Source organism: Parajatrophihabitans canadensis, assembly GCF_053764775.1.
Genome location: NZ_CM132445.1, coordinates 431362 through 451515, shown reverse-complemented (window position 1 = coordinate 451515; position 20154 = coordinate 431362). Strand labels below are relative to the sequence as shown.

18 protein-coding genes are annotated in these 20154 nt (G+C 64.8%); 8 read left to right on the top strand and 10 right to left on the bottom strand.

The genetic code is table 11. From position 1 onward, the window contains the following. Positions 1–2: 2 nt before the first annotated feature. Positions 3–494, bottom strand: coding sequence for a CarD family transcriptional regulator (locus ACSMXN_RS02165; RefSeq protein WP_022913626.1), 492 nt, complete (start codon positions 492–494; stop codon positions 3–5). Positions 495–904: 410 nt separating this feature from the next. Here ACSMXN_RS02165 and ACSMXN_RS02160 point away from each other — a divergent pair, with 410 nt between their 5' ends. The 3 genes from ACSMXN_RS02160 (at position 905) to disA (ending at position 4377) form a co-directional block, all read left to right on the top strand. Then, positions 905–1639: a hypothetical protein gene (locus ACSMXN_RS02160; protein ID WP_155958398.1), complete on the top strand. Its 735-nt coding sequence runs from the start codon at positions 905–907 to the stop codon at positions 1637–1639. 105 nt (positions 1640–1744) lie between these two features. Further along, complete coding sequence (radA, locus tag ACSMXN_RS02155; protein ID WP_022913624.1) at positions 1745–3139, top strand: DNA repair protein RadA; 1395 nt, start codon at positions 1745–1747, stop codon at positions 3137–3139. Positions 3140–3297: 158 nt separating this feature from the next. Next, the gene (gene disA / locus ACSMXN_RS02150) at positions 3298–4377 is read left to right on the top strand and encodes a DNA integrity scanning diadenylate cyclase DisA (RefSeq protein WP_022913623.1); all 1080 of its coding nucleotides are present in this window, start codon (positions 3298–3300) and stop codon (positions 4375–4377) included. A gap of 22 nt (positions 4378–4399) precedes the next feature. Here disA and ACSMXN_RS02145 read toward each other — a convergent pair whose 3' ends face one another. Beyond that, positions 4400–5050 (bottom strand): hypothetical protein, encoded by a 651-nt coding sequence (locus ACSMXN_RS02145; RefSeq protein WP_155958397.1) that lies wholly within the window; start codon positions 5048–5050, stop codon positions 4400–4402. 87 nt (positions 5051–5137) lie between these two features. Between ACSMXN_RS02145 and ACSMXN_RS02140 the strand changes: the two genes are divergently transcribed. After that, on the top strand, positions 5138–6070 hold the full coding sequence (locus ACSMXN_RS02140) for an A/G-specific adenine glycosylase (RefSeq protein WP_081649156.1): 933 nt from the start codon (positions 5138–5140) through the stop codon (positions 6068–6070). Positions 6071–6136: 66 nt separating this feature from the next. Here the strand turns inward: ACSMXN_RS02140 and ACSMXN_RS02135 are convergent, their stop codons facing one another. From ACSMXN_RS02135 to lysS, 3 genes are all read right to left on the bottom strand, one after another. Continuing rightward, entirely contained in the window at positions 6137–8644 is a 2508-nt protein-coding gene (locus ACSMXN_RS02135; RefSeq protein ID WP_022913620.1) for an ATP-dependent Clp protease ATP-binding subunit, read from the bottom strand. Positions 8645–9089: 445 nt separating this feature from the next. After that, positions 9090–9434: a histone-like nucleoid-structuring protein Lsr2 gene (locus ACSMXN_RS02130; RefSeq protein ID WP_022913619.1), complete on the bottom strand. Its 345-nt coding sequence runs from the start codon at positions 9432–9434 to the stop codon at positions 9090–9092. Positions 9435–9560: 126 nt separating this feature from the next. Further along, complete coding sequence (gene lysS, locus ACSMXN_RS02125) at positions 9561–11078, bottom strand: lysine--tRNA ligase (RefSeq protein WP_051148902.1); 1518 nt, start codon at positions 11076–11078, stop codon at positions 9561–9563. A 118-nt stretch (positions 11079–11196) separates the two neighbouring features. Here lysS and ACSMXN_RS02120 point away from each other — a divergent pair, with 118 nt between their 5' ends. From ACSMXN_RS02120 to ACSMXN_RS02105, 4 genes are read left to right on the top strand one after another with little or no spacing between them, the layout of a single operon-like run. Beyond that, on the top strand, positions 11197–12231 hold the full coding sequence (locus ACSMXN_RS02120; protein WP_022913617.1) for an ABC transporter ATP-binding protein: 1035 nt from the start codon (positions 11197–11199) through the stop codon (positions 12229–12231). Continuing rightward, positions 12228–12956: an ABC transporter permease gene (locus ACSMXN_RS02115; protein WP_022913616.1), complete on the top strand. Its 729-nt coding sequence runs from the start codon at positions 12228–12230 to the stop codon at positions 12954–12956. The genes ACSMXN_RS02120 and ACSMXN_RS02115 overlap by 4 nt, the downstream gene beginning before the upstream one ends. 31 nt (positions 12957–12987) lie before the next feature. Further along, entirely contained in the window at positions 12988–14235 is a 1248-nt protein-coding gene (locus ACSMXN_RS02110; RefSeq protein ID WP_022913615.1) for a histidine kinase, read from the top strand. A 28-nt stretch (positions 14236–14263) separates the two neighbouring features. Continuing rightward, complete coding sequence (locus ACSMXN_RS02105; protein ID WP_022913614.1) at positions 14264–14872, top strand: response regulator transcription factor; 609 nt, start codon at positions 14264–14266, stop codon at positions 14870–14872. 81 nt (positions 14873–14953) lie between these two features. On the opposite strand, the gene ACSMXN_RS02100 is transcribed toward ACSMXN_RS02105, so the two are convergent. Genes ACSMXN_RS02100 through ACSMXN_RS02080 form a run of 5 tightly spaced genes read right to left on the bottom strand, consistent with a single transcriptional unit; the run spans position 14954 to position 20147 of the window. After that, complete coding sequence (locus ACSMXN_RS02100; protein WP_022913613.1) at positions 14954–15718, bottom strand: type III pantothenate kinase; 765 nt, start codon at positions 15716–15718, stop codon at positions 14954–14956. After that, positions 15718–16674, bottom strand: coding sequence for a carboxylating nicotinate-nucleotide diphosphorylase (gene nadC, locus ACSMXN_RS02095; RefSeq protein ID WP_051148894.1), 957 nt, complete (start codon positions 16672–16674; stop codon positions 15718–15720). The genes ACSMXN_RS02100 and nadC overlap by 1 nt, the downstream gene beginning before the upstream one ends. Then, a complete protein-coding gene (locus ACSMXN_RS02090; protein WP_081649139.1) occupies positions 16671–18422 on the bottom strand; it encodes an L-aspartate oxidase in 1752 nt (583 codons plus the stop codon). Before ACSMXN_RS02090 ends, nadC begins: the two co-directional genes overlap by 4 nt. Then, positions 18419–19261, bottom strand: a complete 843-nt coding sequence (panC, locus tag ACSMXN_RS02085; protein WP_022913612.1) for a pantoate--beta-alanine ligase — start codon at positions 19259–19261, stop codon at positions 18419–18421. Before panC ends, ACSMXN_RS02090 begins: the two co-directional genes overlap by 4 nt. Beyond that, positions 19254–20147: a DUF2520 domain-containing protein gene (locus ACSMXN_RS02080; RefSeq protein WP_035943948.1), complete on the bottom strand. Its 894-nt coding sequence runs from the start codon at positions 20145–20147 to the stop codon at positions 19254–19256. Before ACSMXN_RS02080 ends, panC begins: the two co-directional genes overlap by 8 nt. Positions 20148–20154: the final 7 nt, after the last annotated feature.

The window sequence follows — 20154 nt, the reverse complement described above, 5'->3', positions numbered from 1 at the left end:
AGCTAAGCGACGGCTTCGGCGAGAACCTCGTCCAAGACCAGTTCTGCCTTGTCTTCGTTGGTTCCCTCAGCCAGAGCCAGCTCACTCACCAAGATCTGACGAGCCTTGGCAAGCATGCGCTTCTCGCCCGCGGACAATCCACGGTCTTTCTCCCGTCGCCACAGATCGCGTACGACTTCGGCAACCTTGTTCACATCACCTGAGGCCAGCTTCTCGCCGTTCGCCTTGTAGCGACGCGACCAGTTGGTGGGCTCTTCAGTGTGCGGAGCGCGCAGCACCTCGAACACGCGGTCTAGGCCTTCTTGGCCCACGACATCGCGAACGCCGACAATCTCGGCATTGTCTGCAGGAACGCGCACGGTGAGGTCACCCTGCTGAACCTTCAGAACGAGGTAAATACGCTCTTCGCCCTTGATGATGCGAGTCTCGATTGCCTCAATTTTGGCAGCACCGTGATGTGGATAAACGACGGTCTCGCCGACCTCGAACGTCATAGAGGCAACCCCTTTCGCTGATATCAAGGGTAACACGGAAGGGCGACACGCCCAGATCTTCTTGATCATTTATCTGTTGGCCGGGTTGTGGTAATTACGCCGTAATGGCGGTGCGTTAACCGGGAGCTCCGTGAGCGAAGCCTGTGAAAGATGCGCCCAAGGCTCCCCCTCGGGCGCAATTGGGGTGGTCCATCGGGTGGTCCATGGAGCGGTCGGCTGGGCCGGTCGGCGACGAGATCGGGGCCACCTGCACTGACCCACCGGTGATGCGGTTGGTCGGCAATCGCTAGGCTGTCGCCGACGCTGTAAACGTGAGCAGTACCCACGAGCTTCAGGCCTGAGCCGTACGGGCAGAATGAATTACCGGCACAACCAGATACCTGCGCAATGTGGCTGGAGGAATGACCGTGGTGAGCGAAACGCCGACCCGCTTGCAAAGCCAGCCACCCGGTCGGCCATCGGGCCGCCGGAGATTTCGGTCGGCTGTCACCACTGCGGCCGTGGGTGTCGCTGCCGTGGTGCTGCTTGCCGGCTGCGCAACGGGTGAAGATGCTCAAACGGTCGAGCAACGCCCAGCCGTGGACGGCGTCGCTGCAGATGCGGGCCCGATGGGCATCCGCGACGCCGGCGTGAGCGCACCAACCACCGGCACGAGCTTCGCCGCGGGTGGCGACGCGCCGTTGCAGCTCTACCTGGTCAACAACGGCACGGCCGCGGACCACCTCACCAGCGTGACTACCAGCGCTGCGAAGTCAGTACTCCTGAGCCTCACGGGCATCCCGTCGCCTGCCGCGTCCGTGCTGCCGATCGCGAGCTCGACGCCCGCGCCGAGCGACAGTTCGAGCGCCACCGCAGCCGGTTCCGCCGCTGCTTCTGACTCCGCGTCGGCAACGCCGTCAGCGACGGCACCCACGAGCACGTCGATCCTGATCCCCGCGTATTCGACGGTTGCAGTCGGCTACGCCGACGGCGGCCCCACGATCCTGCTGCAAGGCCTGACCGCCCAGCTCTTCACATCGCAATCCATCCCGATCACCTTCACCTACGCGAGCGGCATCACCCTCAGCACTACAATCGCCGTGAAGCTGACTGGCAGTCCGGTCAACGCTCCTACCGTTGACATCACGCCGCCCGGCGAAGGCTGAGTCCACCACCCGCTCGCAAGCTCCGCGCAGCAACCCCGTTTGCGATGCGCCGGGTCGGGTTCATCCTGACCAGATTTGTCGGTGCCTGCCGGTAGCGTCTGCCTCGTGACCAAGCCGACCGGCAAACCGGCCAAGCGGGCGAGCACCAGCTATTCCTGCACCGAATGCGGTGAGACCTCGGTTCGCTGGGTCGGTCGCTGTCCAGAGTGTCAGGCCTGGGGCACCATGACTGAAGCCGGCATTCGTGCGGCCGCCCTCAGCATCCCTGCTCCGGTCGCGCCTAGAGAGTCCGCCCAGCCGATCAATCGAGTCGACCCGGCTGTCGCGCGGGCCAAGGCAACCGGAATCGCCGAGCTTGACCGCGTCCTAGGCGGTGGGCTGGTCCCCGGCTCGGTGTTGCTGCTCGCAGGCGAGCCCGGTGTCGGCAAGTCAACGCTTCTGCTCGAGGTCGGTCAGAAATTCGCCCAGCTCGGCGGTGCGCCCGCTTTGCTCATCACCGGCGAGGAGTCGACAGCTCAGGTGCGGGCTCGCGCGCACCGGACACACACCATGCACGCAGACTTCTTTCTGGCCGCTGAGAACGATCTGGGCGCCGTCCTCGCTCATCTCGACGAGGTAAAGCCGGGCCTGCTCATCCTCGACTCCGTTCAGACCATTGCCTCGTCGTCAGTCGACGGCGGGGTCGGTGGCGTCCCCCAGATCAGGGCAGTCACCGCCGCTATCAGCTCGGTGGCAAAAGAACGCGGTATCGCTACCGTGCTGGTTGGCCACGTCACCAAGGACGGCTCGATTGCCGGCCCGCGAGCCCTCGAGCATCTGGTCGATGTGGTCCTTTATTTCGAGGGCGATCGACACACGTCCCTGCGAATGCTGCGGGCTATCAAGAACAGGTTCGGCGCGACCGATGAGGTCGGTTGTTTCGAGATGCACGAAGAGGGTATTGACGAGCTGGCTGACCCTTCCGGCCTGTTCGTCAGCACCCGAGACATCCCAGTGCCGGGCACGTGCGTCACCGTCACCGTCACGGGCCGACGCCCCCTGCTTTCCGAGGTGCAGTCGTTGGTGTCCTTCGGCGGTGCACCGTCCGGTTCTGGTCGACGCTCGTTCACCGACCTCGATTCTTCGCGCGTGAACATGTTGCTGGCCGTGTTGGCCAGCAACATGTTGGTACCCCAGCTCTCCGCCTGTGATGTCTACGCGGCAAGCATCGGCGGCATCAAGATCACCGAGCCTGCGGTCGACCTCGCCGTCGCCCTGGCGGTGGCCTCGGCAGGCAACAAGAAGGCGCTGCCGAGCAACTTCTGCGCTATCGGCGAGGTGTCGTTGTCCGGCGATGTCCGGCGCGTCAGCAGCGTGCAACGGCGGCTTTCTGAAGCTGGCCGGCTTGGTTTCAAGCGGGCCCTGATCCCGGCAGGTTCGGACTGGTCGCACGTATCGGGCATGAAGATCTTCGAAGTGCCTACCGTCAACGCAGCCTGGAGCTTCGTATCGGAGTTGTGACCACACACTCGCGGGTATTCGCGCAAAACGCTTCCGGGAGACTTCTAAACTGATGCGGACCAAGGCGGCACTCTAGCGCAGGCACCGTCAGGGCCTTCGCCGACGGCCAGTGTCTACAGCTAAGGTCTTGATCATCAACCCGATACAGGAGTCAGCAAGTGCCGATCAGCGAACGCGATGACACGCTGCGTGCTGTCCTCGCAGTGGTCGCTCCGGGGACGGGCCTGCGAGACGGCCTCGAGCGCGTGCTACGCGGCAACACCGGCGCTCTGATCGTGCTCGGCTACGACAAGGTCGTCGAATCGCTATGCACCGGCGGCTTCCCGATCGACATCGAATTCGCCGCGACCAGGCTTCGCGAGCTCGCAAAGATGGACGGCGCCGTCGTGCTCAGCTCTGACGGCACGCGGATACTGCGGGCCGCGGTGCACCTCATGCCCGATCCGGCGATCCCCACCGAGGAGTCAGGCACTCGGCACCGCACTGCGCAGCGAGTAGCGCAACAGACCGGCTTTCCGGTCATTTCGGTGTCCCAGTCGATGAAGATCATCAGCCTCTACGTCGGCCCGCGCCGGCACGTCATGGAGAATTCCGTGTCGCTGCTCTCGCGGGCCAATCAGGCGGTGGCGACGCTCGAGCGATACAAAACCCGGCTGGATGAGGTCTCGAACACGCTGTCCGCGCTTGAGATCGAAGACCTGGTGACCGTCCGCGACGCGACCGCAGTCTCCCAGCGGCTGGAGATGGTGCGTCGAATCTCCGATGAGATCTCCAGCTACGTCGTCGAGCTCGGTACCGATGGTCGCCTGCTAGCTCTGCAGATGGAGGAGCTCCTCGCCGGTGTGGACTCTGATCGAGAACTGATCGTCCGCGACTACCTGCCGACCACCAAGCGAAACCGGACGCCGGAGACCTCCCTGGAGGAGTTGGGGCAGCTCAGCGCGACTGACCTGCTCGATCCGCTGAACGTGGCCAAAGCGCTCGGCTACCCCGCGACACACGAGTCGATGGACCTGTCGGTCAGCCCACGTGGCTACCGGCTGCTATCGCGAGTGCCGCGCCTTCCGAACCTGATTCTGACCCGAATAGTCGAGCATTTCGGCGGCCTGCAGAAGGTGCTGGCTGCCACTGTCGACGAGTTGCAGGACGTCGAGGGTGTTGGCGACTCGCGCGCCCGTTCGGTACGCGAGGCCCTTTCCAGGCTCGCCGACGCCTCTATCATCGAGCGCTACTCCTAGCCCTACCGGCTCAGCCTGCCCATCAGCTGTCCGTAAACGCGAACGTGGCGGGCTTGCCCTGCTGGCCGCTCAGCAACGCGAACAGGGTGTAAGTCCCTGCCGGCACACGTTGGCGTACGCCCGCGCATCCAGGCATCGACGACAAACCCGACCATTCGATGACGCGAGTCGTCGGGCGCCCGACGGGCAGTGTCTGCTTGCTAGTGCCCGGTTCGACCTGGCAATCGTGACTGCCCCAGATCCTCGCGCTGCCGGAGAAGACCCGCAACTCGATCTGGGCGTCTGACAGATCTGCGATGCAAGGGCGCGGACCCTTGTTGGTCACGACCAGGGCGAGTTCGGGCGTCGCGCCGACTACGTAGGTCGGCGCGTTGGTGGACGCCGTGATCGTCAACTGGGCTGGGGTGCAGTTGACCGGTGCGACGGGCACCGCCGGTGCCGAGCTGGTGGGCTTCACCGATGCCTTTGACGACGTGCTCACTACTGTGCTCGCGCCATGCGAGGTGGGCGTCGGCGGCGGGCTGGTCGTGTGCAGGCTGGACGACGCGGCTGTGGCAGTCGACTTGCCGTCGAAAGCCCGGAAGGCGGCGTACGCACTCAGGCCGACGAGAACGAGGGCAGCAACCAGCAAGATCCGTCGAAACCAGTAGACGGACGGGGCGAGGTCTCCCACCGGATGCAGCATCGTTTGCCCACGTTAGTGGAGCCTTCGGGTTGGTTGCGGAGGCCGCACCGATGAGATGCCAGGATGGTCAGCGTCATGACTCACACCCCTCAGATCAGGCTCGACAGCGCCCCGAAGTCAGCACCTCACGACGTCGGTCAGTCGCCTTTTGTGGATCCGCTGATCAGCTGGTTCGCCGAGCACGCACGCGACTTGCCATGGCGCCGGCCGGGCACCTCAGCCTGGGCAATTCTGGTCAGCGAGGTGATGTTGCAACAGACCCCAGTCAGCCGGGTTCGGCCCGCCTACGAGGCCTGGCTCCAGCGCTGGCCGTCACCGCCGACGCTGGCCGCAGATTCCGCTGGAGAGGCTGTCCGGATGTGGGGCAAGCTCGGCTACCCCCGCCGTGCGCTGCGATTGCACGCATGCGCGGTCGCGATCACCCAAGGGCACGGCGGCGCTGTCCCGGCGACGCTCGACGAGCTGCTGGCGTTACCCGGGGTGGGCGCATACACCGCCCGAGCCGTCCTCGCCTTCGCCTACGGCCGACGTACCCCGGTTGTGGACACCAACATCCGACGGGTGCTGGCGCGAGCTGTCGCGGGCCAGGGCCAGGCTGGGCTGCCCTCGGCGGCACGCGACCTCGCCGCGATGGAGCAACTGTTGCCGGCGACCGACGCCCCGGCCGCCCGGTTCTGCGCGGCGGTCATGGAACTCGGTGCCACGGTCTGTACGGCCGCGAGCCCGTCCTGTTCGCGTTGTCCGGTCAGCGACCTGTGCGCCTGGCGACTGGCCGGATCGCCCACCTACGAAGGGCCGTCGGCTCGTCCGCAGCGCTTCACCGGCACCGACCGGCAGGTGCGGGGGCTGCTGATGGACGTCCTCCGAGCCACTGAGGGTCCGGTCGAGCAGGCGGCATTCGACATCGTTTGGCCCGATGTGGTGCAGCGGCAGCGGGCCCAGGACGGCCTGGTCGCGGACGGTTTGATCGATCCGCTGCCCGATGGGCGCTTCGCGCTCCCCCAATAACCCAAGAATCGTGTAACGCTCGGCACCGTAGCGGTGCCGAGCGTTACACGATTCGCGATGTTGGGCTTACTCGACTGTTCCAGCAACCTCTTCGGTAGGTGGCACGTCCGGGACGACGCCCGGCTTGGCCTCACCGCGGAAGCTGAACTGCTCCTTGCCGTCCTCGCCGATCTCGGTGTCAACCACCACGATCTGGCCGGCGTGAAGCTCACCGAACAGGATCTTCTCGCTCAGGTTGTCTTCGATCTCGCGCTGGATGGTCCGGCGCAGCGGCCGGGCGCCCAGCGAGGGGTCGTAACCCTTCTTGGCCAGCAGCGACTTCGCTGCGGGCGTGAGCTCGAGGCCCATGTCCTTGTTCTTGAGCTGGTTGTCGACTCGCGTCGTCATCAGGTCGACGATCTCGACGATCTCGTCCTGACTCAGCTGGTGGAACACGATGATGTCATCGATACGGTTCAGGAACTCAGGCCGGAAGTGCTGCTTGAGCTCGTCGTTGACCTTCTGCTTCATCCGCTCGTAGTTCGACGAGTCGTCGTTCGAACCGGCGAAGCCGAGGGACCCGACCGACTTGGATGCATCGCGAGTACCGAGGTTCGTGGTCAGGATCAGCACCGTGTTCTTGAAGTCCACAATGCGGCCCTGGCCGTCGGTCAGCCGACCGTCTTCGAGCACCTGTAGCAGCGTGTTGAAGACGTCGGGATGAGCCTTCTCGACCTCGTCGAACAGCACCACCGAGAACGGCTTGCGCCGGACCTTCTCGGTCAGCTGGCCACCCTCGTCGTAGCCCACATAGCCCGGAGGGGCACCGACCAGCCGCGACACGGTGTACCGGTCGTGGAACTCGGACATGTCGAGCTGGATGAGAGCGTCGTCGTCGCCGAACAGGAACTCAGCCAGCGTCTTGGACAGCTCGGTCTTACCGACACCGGACGGGCCGGCGAAGATGAACGAGCCACCGGGACGCTTCGGGTCCTTCAGACCGGCCCGGGTACGGCGGATGGCCTGCGAGACGGCCTTGATGGCCTGCTGCTGACCGATGACGCGCTTGTGGAGCTCGTCTTCCATCCGAAGCAGTCGCGAGGTCTCTTCCTCCGTGAGCTTGAAGACCGGGATGCCTGTCCAGTTGGCCAGCACCTCGGCAATCTGCTCGTCGTCGACCTCGGCAACCACGTCCAGGTCGCCTGCCTTCCACTCACGCTCACGCTGGGCCTTGTCGTTGAGCAGGTTCTTCTCCTTGTCGCGGAGAGCTGCTGCCTTCTCGAAGTCCTGCGCATCGATCGCGGATTCCTTGTCGCGGCGGACGTCGGCAATCCGGTCATCGAATTCCCGAAGGTCCGGCGGTGCGGTCATCCGCCGGATCCGCATCCGGGAACCGGCTTCGTCGATCAGGTCGATCGCCTTGTCCGGCAGGAAGCGGTCGGAGATGTAGCGGTCGGCGAGGCCGGCTGCTGCCACGAGCGCGGAATCGGTGATCGAAACCCGGTGATGGGCCTCGTAGCGATCGCGCAGACCCTTGAGGATCTCGATCGTGTGGGCCACTGACGGCTCGCCCACCTGCACCGGCTGGAATCGCCGCTCGAGAGCAGCGTCCTTCTCCAGGTGCTTGCGGTATTCGTCGAGCGTGGTGGCACCGATCGTCTGCAGTTCGCCGCGGGCCAACATCGGCTTCAAGATCGATGCTGCGTCGATGGCACCTTCGGCCGCACCGGCACCCACCAACGTGTGAATCTCGTCGATGAACATGATGATGTCGCCGCGGGTACGGATCTCCTTGAGAACCTTCTTCAGGCGCTCTTCGAAGTCACCGCGGTAGCGGCTACCGGCAACCAGCGATCCCAAGTCCAGGGTGTAGAGCTGCTTGTCTTTGAGTGTCTCGGGCACCTCGCCCTTGACGATCGACTGCGCGAGCCCCTCAACGACCGCAGTCTTTCCTACGCCAGGCTCCCCGATGAGTACCGGGTTGTTCTTGGTACGCCGGGAGAGCACCTGCATCAGGCGCTCGATCTCTTTCTCACGACCGATGACCGGGTCGAGCTTGCCCTCGCGGGCGGCCTGCGTCAGGTTCCGGCCGAACTGATCGAGCACGAGCGATGTCGACGGTGCGCCTTCGGGCGCGGCGCCGGCGGGCTCCTTGGACTGGTAACCATTGAGCAGCTGGATGACCTGCTGCCGGACCCGGTTGAGGTCGGCGCCGAGCTTGACCAGAACCTGAGCGGCGACACCTTCGCCCTCGCGGATCAGGCCGAGCAGGATGTGCTCGGTACCGATGTAGTTGTGACCCAGTTGCAGGGCCTCCCGAAGCGAGAGCTCCAAGACCTTCTTCGCACGCGGCGTGAACGGGATGTGCCCGGACGGAGCCTGCTGCCCCTGGCCGATGATTTCTTCGACCTGTTGGCGGACAGCTTCGAGCGAGATGCCGAGGGATTCCATGGCCTTGGCGGCCACGCCTTCGCCCTCGTGAATCAGACCAAGCAGTATGTGCTCGGTGCCGATGTAGTTGTGGTTGAGCATCCGGGCCTCTTCTTGGGCCAGGACGACAACACGGCGCGCACGGTCAGTAAACCGTTCGAACATGGCTCTCACTCCCCTTACCGCGTGATCGGGTTCATGAGGGGATTCGCTGAACTCGACCCGCTGGTTTGACTCTAGTCACCCCAACGACCCGGAATCGACTTACATGCCCCCGTCCGCTGCCAGCGAACTTTACGCTGTTCATACATGCAGCGCTAGCACGTTCGGGAAACCGTCCACTAGCGATCGGTTACGCCGATTTACGCGGACCTGTGCGTGGCTAGGTGGTCGAGAGCGCGGAACGGCGCTGGACCAGAACTCTCGAGAATGTCGTCGGAACGTAAGGAGAATACCCTTTTCGGACGACCGCGGAAGCCGAATAACCGCAACGAAGCGCTCGGGAACACGACCAAAGATTGGCCCGATCGTTATCGAAAGTCGCCAACAAGCCGGTGCACACGTGTCGCGGGTCACTTTCGGTGTCGGCGCGACCTCGAACCGGGTCGGATCAGTTCGCCGAGTGATACGCCTCGAAGATGCTGGCCGGGATTCGGCCGCGCTCGGAGACCTTATGACCGTTCTTGCGAGCCCATTCCCTGATGGCTTGTGTCTGCTCGCGATCGGCACGCGCAACGCCACGGCCACCCCGGCCGCCATTGGGAATCCGGGCGGCGCCCCGTGATGGGCGGCGAGCGTGACTCACGAAGAGCGCAAGCGCATCTCGCAATTTAGATGCATTAGCGGAAGAGAGATCGATTTCATAATTCGCGCCGTCAAGACCGAAAGTAACGGTTTCGTCCGCGTCGCCGCCATCGAGGTCGTCCACTAGAAGGACCTGAATCTTCTGGGCCATCGTTCAATCCAATCTATATCCTCGAACGGGCCGTCCCCATCGTTACCCGCGAACACGCTCAGTAAATCACAGGCGGCGCGACCGTGTTATCGAAAATCGGCATGAGTCTGATAACTTTTCGGCGAATTAGAGCGGCTTCAGCAATGGGAAGAGGATTGTCTCCCGAATTCCCTTACCCGTGAGCAGAGAAACCAGTCGATCGACGCCCAGGCCTAATCCGCCAGTGGGCGGCATGCCGTATTCGAGAGCGTGCAGAAAGTCTTCGTCCAGTTCCATCGCCTCTGGGTCACCGGCCGCGGCGGCATGCGACTGCTCCACGAGAAGCTGGCGCTGCTCGACCGGGTCTACCAGCTCCGAATATGCCGGAGCGATCTCGACCCCACCGATGATCAAATCCCACGCTTCGGCAAGGCGCGGGTCGGATCGGTGAGTTCGCGCAAGCGGCTTTACAGAGCGTGGGTAATCGGCTACGAACGTGGGCTGGATCAAGGTATGTTCAACCAACTTCTCGAACAATTCGAGCACGATGTCACCCGCTTCCCATTCTGGCTTTACGGCGACCTCGTGAGCGCTGGCAATGGCGATCAACTCTTTCGTCGAGGTGTCCGGTGTCACGGTGGCGGCGACAGCCTCCGAGACGACGTCGTGAAGGGTGACCCATCGCCATTCCGACAGCAGGTCGATTTCCTCACCGTTGTGGGCCAGTGGGGCGGTAATTCCGACAGCGGTAGCGGCTTCGCGAATGAGCGCTTTGGTTAGTTCGGCCATGCTGTGGTAATCGCCATAGGCTTGGTACGCCTCCAGCATCGTGAATTCCGGAGAATGCGTGGAGTCCACACCTTCGTTGCGGAAGATGCGTCCGATTTCGAATACCTGATCAATGCCGCCGACGATGCATCGCTTCAGCGGTAGCTCAAGGGCGATGCGCAACGACATCGGCAGGTCGAAGGCGTTCAGGTGAGTATGAAACGGCCGTGCCGCCGCACCACCGTGCACCAACTGCAGGACACCGGTCTCGACCTCGAGGTACCCACGGCTCTCCAAGGTGTGGCGCAAAGAGCGAATCACCGCCGCCCTGATCTCGACCATCTTGCGAGCCTCAGGCCGGACTATCAGGTCGACGTAGCGCTGACGAACCCGCGCCTCCTCGCTCATCGGCTTGTGCGCAACGGGCAGCGGATGAAGGGCCTTAGCCGTCATCCGCCAATCGTCGGCCAGCACCGACAGCTCGCCGCGGCGCGATGAGATCACCTCACCGGTGATGAACACCTGGTCACCCAGATCGACATCCGCCTTCCAGCTGGCGAGCAGCTCGGGGCCGACCTTGTCCAGCGAGAGCATCGCTTGTAGCTCCACACCGTCTTCGCGCAAAGTCGCGAAGCACAACTTGCCGGTATTGCGGACGAAGATCACCCTGCCGGTGACCCCGACGTGTTGCCCTGTAAAGGTGTCGGCCGCCAGATCGGGGTACGCCTCTCTGATCTGGGCGAGACTGTGCGTCCGGGGAACGCCGACGGGAAAGGGCGCGCGAGCCGGATCAGCCATCAGCCGGTCGTACTTCTCCCGCCGGATCCGGACCTGCTCAGGCAGATCGTCGGGCAGGCCATCGGAGGAGTCGCTCACGCCGACAACTTTATCGGCCATCTGGATCACCGACTGCCACCTGTGGATCGACGTCATCACACCCAGGCTGACGAATGTCACCGCCGATTCCCACGGCCACGCACTGCCCTGGATCCGCCCGGTCCGACAGGCTGGTTACATGACGATCCGATCTACCCCGCTCCTGCCTGCGACCAGCCAAACCGGAACGGTTCAACCCGCCACGCGCCAGCTTGGCGGCATCAGCCTCAACGGCCTGACGAAGAGCTTTGGTCAGGTCAGAGCTGTCCGCGGCCTTGATCTACACATAGCCCCAGGCGAAACCGTCGCCCTGCTCGGCCCGAATGGCGCCGGAAAGTCGACCACCATCGACATGATGATCGGGTTGAGCGAACCCGATACGGGCTCGGTCGACGTCTTCGGCACCGATCCGAAAACTGCCGTCGCGGCCGGCCGGATCGGCGCGATGCTCCAGACCGGCGGCCTGGTCAGCTTTCTCACCGTCCGCGAACTGATGATCTCGATGGCGTCGCTCTATCCGAATTCGCTCGATGTCGACGAGGCCATGGAGCTGGCCGGTCTCGAGGACTTCGCAAACCAGCGCACCACCAAGCTGTCGGGCGGGCAGACGCAGCGGGTCCGGTTCGGCCTGGCCCTGGTGACCAACTCGGACCTTTTGGTCTTGGACGAGCCCACCGTGGCCATGGACGTCGAGGTCCGCCGCAGCTTCTGGACGACCATGCGACGGGTAGCCGCCAGCGGAAAGACAGTGGTCTTCGCGACCCACTACCTCGACGAGGCAGACAGCTACGCCGACCGGATCGTGCTCATGGCGCGTGGGCGGATCGTGGCCGACGGGCCGCCTACCGAAATCAAGTCGCTCGTCGGCATCAAGACCATCCGCGCGACGCTGGCCGGCGCGTCTATTTCCGAACTCAGCCAGATCGAGGGCGTGAGCTCCGCGGACCTTCGTGGCGAGGCGATCGTGCTGAGCTGCACTGATTCGGATGCGGCCATCAGGGAACTGCTGGCCAGATATCCGGCGGTCCACGACATCGAGATCGCGAGCGCGGGTCTCGAAGACGCTTTTGTGCAGCTCACGAGCGGCTTGGACGGCCTCGATGACGCGGTGGACAGCCTCGACGAGGCGACGGCTGCGACGGCTGCGACGGCAAAGATGGAGATAGCACGATGAACCCGACCTACCTGAAGTACGAAATCCTTCGCACAGTGCGCAACCGCCAGGCGTTCATCTTCTCGCTGGTGTTCCCGATTGCGATGTTCTTCATCTTCGGTACCACGAGCAAGACGGACAGCAACTTCGATCGAGGCATCAACGGCGCTGCTTTCTACATGATCGGCATGCTCGGGTTCGGGACGATCGGCGCCGTGGTTGCCGGCGGCGGCCGGATCTCGATGGACCGGCAGAGCGGTTGGAACCGGCAACTGCGATTGAGTCCCCTCTCCCCGCGGACGTACCTGGCGACCAAGGTGCTACTGGGCTACCTCGTTGCCTTCATGACCATCGCGCTGCTCTATGCGGCCGGTATCAGCCAGGGCGTCCGGCTCAGCGCCGCGCATTGGATCGAGATGACAGTGCTGATTCTGATCGCGCTGATCCCCTTCGCGGCACTGGGTGTGTGGGTCGGCCACCGCTTCTCACCCGATGCGATGGGTCCGCTCATGGGCGGCCTGCTGTCGCTGTTCTCGATCGTGGGGGGCTCGTACTTTCCCGTCAGCGGCACCGTCATCGGCAAGATCGGCAGCTGGACACCGTCCTATTGGCTGAACCAGGCAGGCCGAGTCGGCCTCGGCGGCGATGTGTGGTCCGGCAAGGGCTGGGCCGTCATCGCGGTCTGGTCGGCAGTCTTCGCGGTGCTGGGCGCCCGCGCCTATCGAGCAGACACCAAGCGCGCCTGATCGGGCCTGGCGAATTACATTGAGTCACATCATGCGACAAGCGACCGACACTCAGGCGACCGACACTCAAGCGATCGGCACAGAAGAGATCGGCACAGAAGCGATCGACGCAGACGCGATCGACACAGACGCAATCGACACAGAAGCGGCGCAGAGCATAGACGCGAAACCCGCGTGCGGCGCCGCCGCTATGACGGCCCACGGCGCCCGACCGAACTGGGCCGCCGGCTGGCGCGGTGTGCTGTTCCCCAGCGTTTTTCTCATCTACCTGATTCAGACCGCTCAAGGCGTAACCAAGTATTCGCACGGTCTCTGGCAGATCGTCGGCATCGCGGTGCTCATAGCGTTCTGCGTCTGCTACATCGCCGCGATGATGGCTGGAACTGGACGCTCCTACGGACTTTTCTGGCGCTACTACACCGCGATGCTGGTTCTCACGGCGATCGAGACGCTGTTCGCGCATCAGGACGCCTTCGTCATGCTCGTCTACGTCGCGGTTATGAGCGTCGCGGCCCGCTACCAGAAATCGCTACCGGTCGTCGGCGGGTTCATTCTCATCGCCGCGGCAGTCCCACCGCTGATCCCCTCGTGGCGCGCGGACATCGACTGGAGCATCCCGTTCTCGATCGCCCTCGTCTCGCTCGCCATGTTCGGATTCTTTGGTCTCGTTCGAGCCAACGAAGCCCTCGAAGAAGCCCGGGCCGAAGTCGCCAGGCTCGCCGCCGAAGGCGAGCGGACCAGGATCGCCCGCGACCTGCACGACCTGCTTGGGCACTCCCTGACCACGATCACGGTGAAGGCCGGGCTGGCAGCGCGGTTGACCGAGCGAGATGCCCGACGCGCGGCGCAGGAGATCTCCGAAGTCGAACAGCTCGCCCGGGCCACGCTGAGCGACGTGCGGGCGGCGGTCGCGGGCTACCGCGAGGTGACCCTCGGCAACGAACTCGCCGCCGCACGCGAGGTCCTGCGAGCCGCCGGGATCAGCGCGCAGATTCCGACCGCGATCGATTCGGTGACACAACCGGAATCGGAGTTGTTCGCGTGGGTGGTCCGCGAAGGGGTTACGAACGTCGTCCGACATTCGCGCGCCAACAACTGCGAAGTCCGCCTGAGCCCGCATTCGATCGAGATTCTCGATGACGGCATCGGCAGTATGTGCGAGCCTGGAAACGGCCTCACCGGCCTGCGCGAACGGGTCAGCGACGTCGGCGGCCGGCTCACTGTTGGCGCTGACGCTGCCGGGCCCGGCTGGCGTTTGCTGGTCGAGGTGGACGCGTGATCACCGCCGCTCGTCACAGTGTTGACCGATGACGATCAGATTGCTCGTCGCCGATGACCAAGCGCTTGTGCGATCGGCCTTGGCGGCGCTGTTGAGCCTGGAGGCAGACTTCGAGGTCGTCGCAGAGATCGGTCGAGGCGACGAGGTTGTGCCGGCTGCTCTCGAGCACCGGCCCGACGTCGCCTTGCTCGACATCGAGATGCCCGGTCTGGACGGGCTCGCGGCCGCAGCGGCCCTCTCGCACGCGGTGCCGGCAACCCGGGTCATCATTCTGACCACCTTCGGACGTCCGGGTTATCTGCGACGCGCGATGGAATCAGGCGCCCTGGGTTTTGTCGTCAAGGACGCTCCGGCCGAACAGCTTGCCGACGCCGTCCGGCGAGTGGCCGCCGGCGAACGGGTCGTCGATCCCGCGCTCGCTGCGGCCACGCTGGCCGGCGGGGCCTCACCACTGACCGGACGGGAGCGAGACGTCTTGGTGTCCTCGCGCAACGGCGCCACGGTTGCCGACATCGCGCAGAAGCTGTTCCTGTCCGAGGGAACAGTCCGCAACTACCTGTCGGCTGCGATCGCCAAGACCGGCGTTCGCAACCGAGTGGAGGCTTACCGCGAAGCCGAACATCGCGGTTGGTTATGACCGGCAGGCTTCGAGCGAGCGCGTTGACGAGCCCGCAGCGTGGCGGTTGGCAGTTCTGGCTTCCAATCCGGCCCGCTGGCCTCAGGTGTTGCGCTCGAAGATCAGCCGCAGGCCGATCAGCGTGAGATCGGGCTCGTGCCTGGTGACAGTCTCGGCGTGCTCCACCACGAGCGGCGCCAACCCGCCAGTTGCGATGACCGCGACACCACCGGGGTCAGCCGGTGCCAACACTGCGGCGAGCCGTCGTACCAGCCCGTCCACCTGCCCGGCGAAACCGTAGAGAATTCCCGATTGCAGGGCCTCAACCGTGTTCTTGCCGATCGGTGAGCGGGGTATCACCAGTTCAACCTTGCGTAGTTGAGCCGCGCGTGCGGCAAGCGCGTCCAGTGAGATCTCGATGCCAGGTGCTAGCGCACCACCGAGAAACTCGCCCTTACCGCTGACCACGTCGAAATTGGTGGACGTGCCGAAATCGACGACGATTGCCGGCCCGTCCACCAGATGATGTGCCGCCAGCGTGTTGACGATCCGGTCGGCGCCAACCTCTTTCGGATTGTCGAACAGCAACGCGACGCCGGTCTTGATGCCGGGCTCGACCAGCACGGTTGGGAGGTCCGGCCAGTAGCGGCCGAGCATCGTCCGGAGCTCTCGCAACGCTGCAGGCACGGTCGAACACCCCGAGATGCCGGTAATGGGAATCCCGTCCAGAAGCCCGCGATAGGTGAGCATCAGCTCATCGGCGGTGTTGCGGGCATCGGTCTTCACCCGCCAGGAATGGACCATGCGATCGCCTTCGAAGACACCAATGACGGTGTTCGTGTTCCCGATGTCGATGGCGAGCAGCATCAGCGATGTTCCGATCCCGTGGCAGTAGCGCCAGATTCGGCGCCGGCCGTCGACAGGTCAAGTCCGACGTCGAAAACCTTGGCCGAATGCGTCAACGCTCCGATCGACAGGTAGTCGACACCCGTCGCCGCAACCGCGGCGGCGTTTTCCAGCGTCAAGCCGCCCGAGGCTTCCAGTCGCACGCGTGGATCGGTCCCTACGGCAAGCGCAACACACTCTTTCATCTGCGCCGGCGTCATGTTGTCCAGCAAGATCAAGTCAGCCCCGGCGGCGATCGCTTCGCGACACTGGTCGATCGTATCGACCTCGATCTCGATCGGCAGGTCCCCGGCGGCCGCCTTGACGAGCTCGAAGGCACGGGTCACCGAACCAGCCGCTGCCACATGGTTGTCCTTGATCAGAGCGGCGTCCGACAGCGACATTCGATGGTTTACCCCGCCGCCGCACCGGACTGCGTACTTCTCCAGCGCACGCAGCCCGGGAAGCGTCTTACGCGTATCACGAATTTGCGCGGCGGTTCCGCTCACCGCGGTCACCCACAGTCGAGTCGCCGTAGCCACCCCCGAAAGGTGCGTGAGCAGGTTCAGCGCGGTTCGCTCTGCCGTCAGTAGATCGCGGATAGGCCCGGTCGCGGTAAGCAGAACCTCGCCTGGCTCGACGATATCGCCGTCGGCCGCCTTCAGCTCGACCGTGACCCTGCCTTCGCCAACCAACGCGAAAACGAACGCCGCAATGGGCAATCCGGCTATCACGCCCGTCTCGCGCGGCACCGCGTCGGCGTGGCCCCGCTGATCCGCGCCGATGGTCGCCAGGGTCGTGACGTCCGGTCCGTCGGCGAGGTCTTCGGCCAGCGCGCGAGTGACCACATCGGCCACATTCGCCGGGTCCAAACCAGGTTGGGCGATCGCACCGAGCGCATCGGCCAGGCCTGCGGGATCAGCGGGCGGGTCGATCATCGAGTTGGAACCTCCGTACCGAATTGACGTTCATCGGACAACTGAGCTGACGAAATGCCGATCGAGTCTGCAACCGGCTCGGAAGGACGGTAGTCGGTGGTGATCATGCCGTCCGGACCGAGTCGTGCGTCGAGGTGACCGAGCCACTTCTCGTCGTCGCGATCGGGGTAATCCTCGCGCCAATGCGAGCCGCGGGTCTCGAAGCGGCGCGCCGCCGCGGCGACGAGCGTACTGGCGACGGTGAGCAGGTTCGTCGCCTCCCACGTCTCGGTGCGCGGATCGCTGCTGCGTTGGGCCGATAGCCGTTGGAGCGCCGAGGAGGCCCGGCTCAGCCCCGAGGAATCGCGCAGCACACCAGCGTCCAACGACATTTCCCGTTGCAATTGCTGTCGAGTCGCCGATGCGGACAGCCCGGCGCTGCGGATGTCCACGCCGAGTTCCGGCAGCGAACTGCCGGGCGTCAACCGTGCCAGCACGTCGCCGGCAATCCGGCGACCGAACACCAGCCCCTCGAGGAGCGAGTTCGAAGCGAGCCGGTTTGCTCCGTGCACGCCGGTGCAAGCGGCCTCGCCGCAGGCGTACAGGCCTGACACCGAAGTACGCCCGGACAGATCGGTGGCGATGCCCCCGGACGCATAGTGACTGGCCGGCGCCACCGGAATCAATTGAGTCACCGGATCGATCCCGAGCGAGCGCAGTGTGGCCAGGATGGTGGGGAACCGAACCCGCCACTTCTCTTCGCCGAATTGGCGCGCGTCGAGCCACATGTGATCGGCACCGGTCTCCCGCATCCGGCGCACGATCGCCTTGGCCACCACATCGCGCGGCGCCAAATCGGCAAGCTCGTGCTGGCCTTGCATGAACCGGACACCGTCGTCGTCGACGAGAAAGGCACCTTCACCGCGAACGGCCTCGCTGACCAGCGGCTGCTGCCCCGACGCCGCGTCACCGAGCCACAGCACCGTGGGATGGAACTGCACGAACTCGAGGTCGCGCACCACAGCGCCGGCCCGCAACGCCGCGGCCACGCCGTCCCCGGTAGAGACCGGCGGGTTCGTGGTCGCCGCGTAGATCTGGCCGATCCCGCCGGTGGCGAGCACGACCGCCTTGGCCCTGACGGCGCCGACCCCATCGAGTTGGCCCTCGCCCATGACGTGCAGGGTTACCGCTCCGACGCTGCCGTCCGCGGTCGGTAACAGGTCGAGTACGAGGGCGTGCTCGATCACCTCGATGCCCGGGGTGTTCAGCACCGCTGCGACCAGCGCCCGTTCGATCTCAGCACCGGTAGCGTCCCCGCCCGCGTGCGCGATGCGGTCCTTGTGGTGACCTCCCTCGCGCGTCAGCGACAGCTCCCCCGAACTGGACAGGTCGAACCGGGTGCCGAGTTCGATCAACTCCCGTACAGCCTCGGGGCCCTCGTCCACCAGAACTTCGACCGCGGCGCGATCACAAAGCCCGACTCCAGCAATCAGCGTGTCCTGCAGATGCTCGGCTGAGGTGTCGTCCGGCCCCAGCGCGGCGGCGATCCCGCCCTGGGCCCACCTGGTCGAACCTGCGGCGAGCACATCCTTGGTCACGACCATGACCCTGATGCCCGCAGACTCGGGCAACCCGGAGCCCGCAACTCCCGAGAAGCCGGCCAGTCGCAGGGCAGTCGTGAGCCCCGCGATTCCAGAACCGACAACAACCACGTCGGTATCAACGATCCAGCCCGGCGCGGGGGCCAGCAGCCGCTGGGGCAGATTCATGCGAGTTCCAGGCCGACGTTGTCGATGAGCCGGGTTTGACCGACCCTCGCCGCGACAAGCAACCGCGCGGGCCCGGATTCGGGTACCGGCCCCAAGGACGGGTCCCTCAGTTCTAGGTACTCCACGTCGACTCCTTCTGTAGCGCTGAGACGCTGCCTTGCGGCCGCGAGAACACCGTCGGCATCGGCTCCGCCCTCGGCTGCAGCCTGACCGGCGCGTAGTGCGGCGATCAGCGACAGCGCCTCCTGGCGCTGCTCCGCCGACAGGAACACGTTGCGACTGGAAAGCGCGAGCCCATCGGGATCACGCACCGTCGGTACCAGTTCGATCGAGGTCGGCGTGTCCAGGTCAGCGACCAGTCTCCGGATCAAGCTGAGCTGCTGGTAGTCCTTTTCGCCAAAATAGGCCCGGTCGGGTTTGACTGCCGCAAAGAGCTTGGTGACCACAGTCAGCACGCCGTCGAAGTGGCCGGGCCGATTGGGCCCCTCCAGCTGATTTGCAAGGCTTCCGGCGGTCACCCACACCTCAGGCAGGCCATTCGGGTACATGACCTCGACCGACGGGTTCCAGACGAGCCGGACGCCGAGCTTCGCGCAGAGGGCCAGGTCTGATTCGATCGGACGGGGGTATCGCTCGAGATCGGCGCTCTGATTGAACTGCATCGGATTGACGAAGATGCTCACGACGACCGAATCGCAGCTCGCCTTGGCCGCCTCGATCAGCGCGACATGGCCGTCGTGCAATGCCCCCATCGTCGGCACCAGTCCGACGGTGCCACCCAATGCAGAACGCGCCTCGGCCAAGTCAGCGCGGGCAACGACTACTCGCATGTCAGTCATCCTGATCCTCGGCCTCCTCGATCACCGCTACCAGCTCGGCACATTGCGCCTCGGTCAGGCGTCCGGCGGCGAACGCCCGCTGCATCGTCCTGATCGTCATCGCTAGGTATGGGTGCAGGAAGGCAGTCCCACGCAACGCCTGGACATGGGCCCGGATCGTCGCACTGTCGCCACGCGCAACCGGACCGGTGAGGCCCTCATCGCCCATCCGCAAGGCGTTGTCCAGCGAGGCCGACAACAATGGCCCGAGCAGCCGGCCCGGCGATTCGACCCCGGCGGATTGCAGTACGTCCGAGGCATCGTTCACCAGCGTGACGAGGTGGTTGGAGCCCATCGAAAGAGCCGCGTGATACCTGGCGCGGGCAGCTTCGGGGATCCATACCGGCTCGCCGCCAAGCTCGATGACCAGCGTTTCGGCAACCGGGCGGAACTCGTCCGGTGCCGTCACGCCGAACGCTGCGCCCTCCAAGCGCTGCACATCCTCAGGCCGCCCGGCGAACGTCATCACCGGATGCAGCGCCATGCCGACCACACCGAGCCGGACCGCGGGATCGAAGACACCGATGCCATGTGCACCGGAGGTGTGCACCGCAAGTTGCCCGGCTCGCCAAGTCTCGGTGCGCGCCAAGCCGGCCACCAAATCGACCAGTTGATCGTCCGGGACAGCGATCAGCACCAAATCAGCCAATGCAGCAGCTTCGTCGGCCGGAACCAACGGGACGTCGGGCAACAGGCGTTCGGCCCGGGACCGCGAGGCATCGCTGACGCCGGTCGCCGCCGCCACGAAATGACCGGCTCGACTCAGCGCGGCACCTAACACCGCGCCAACCCGGCCGACCCCGATCACCGCAACGCGCAGCCGCGGTGCACCGGTGGGATCGATCACGGCGTGA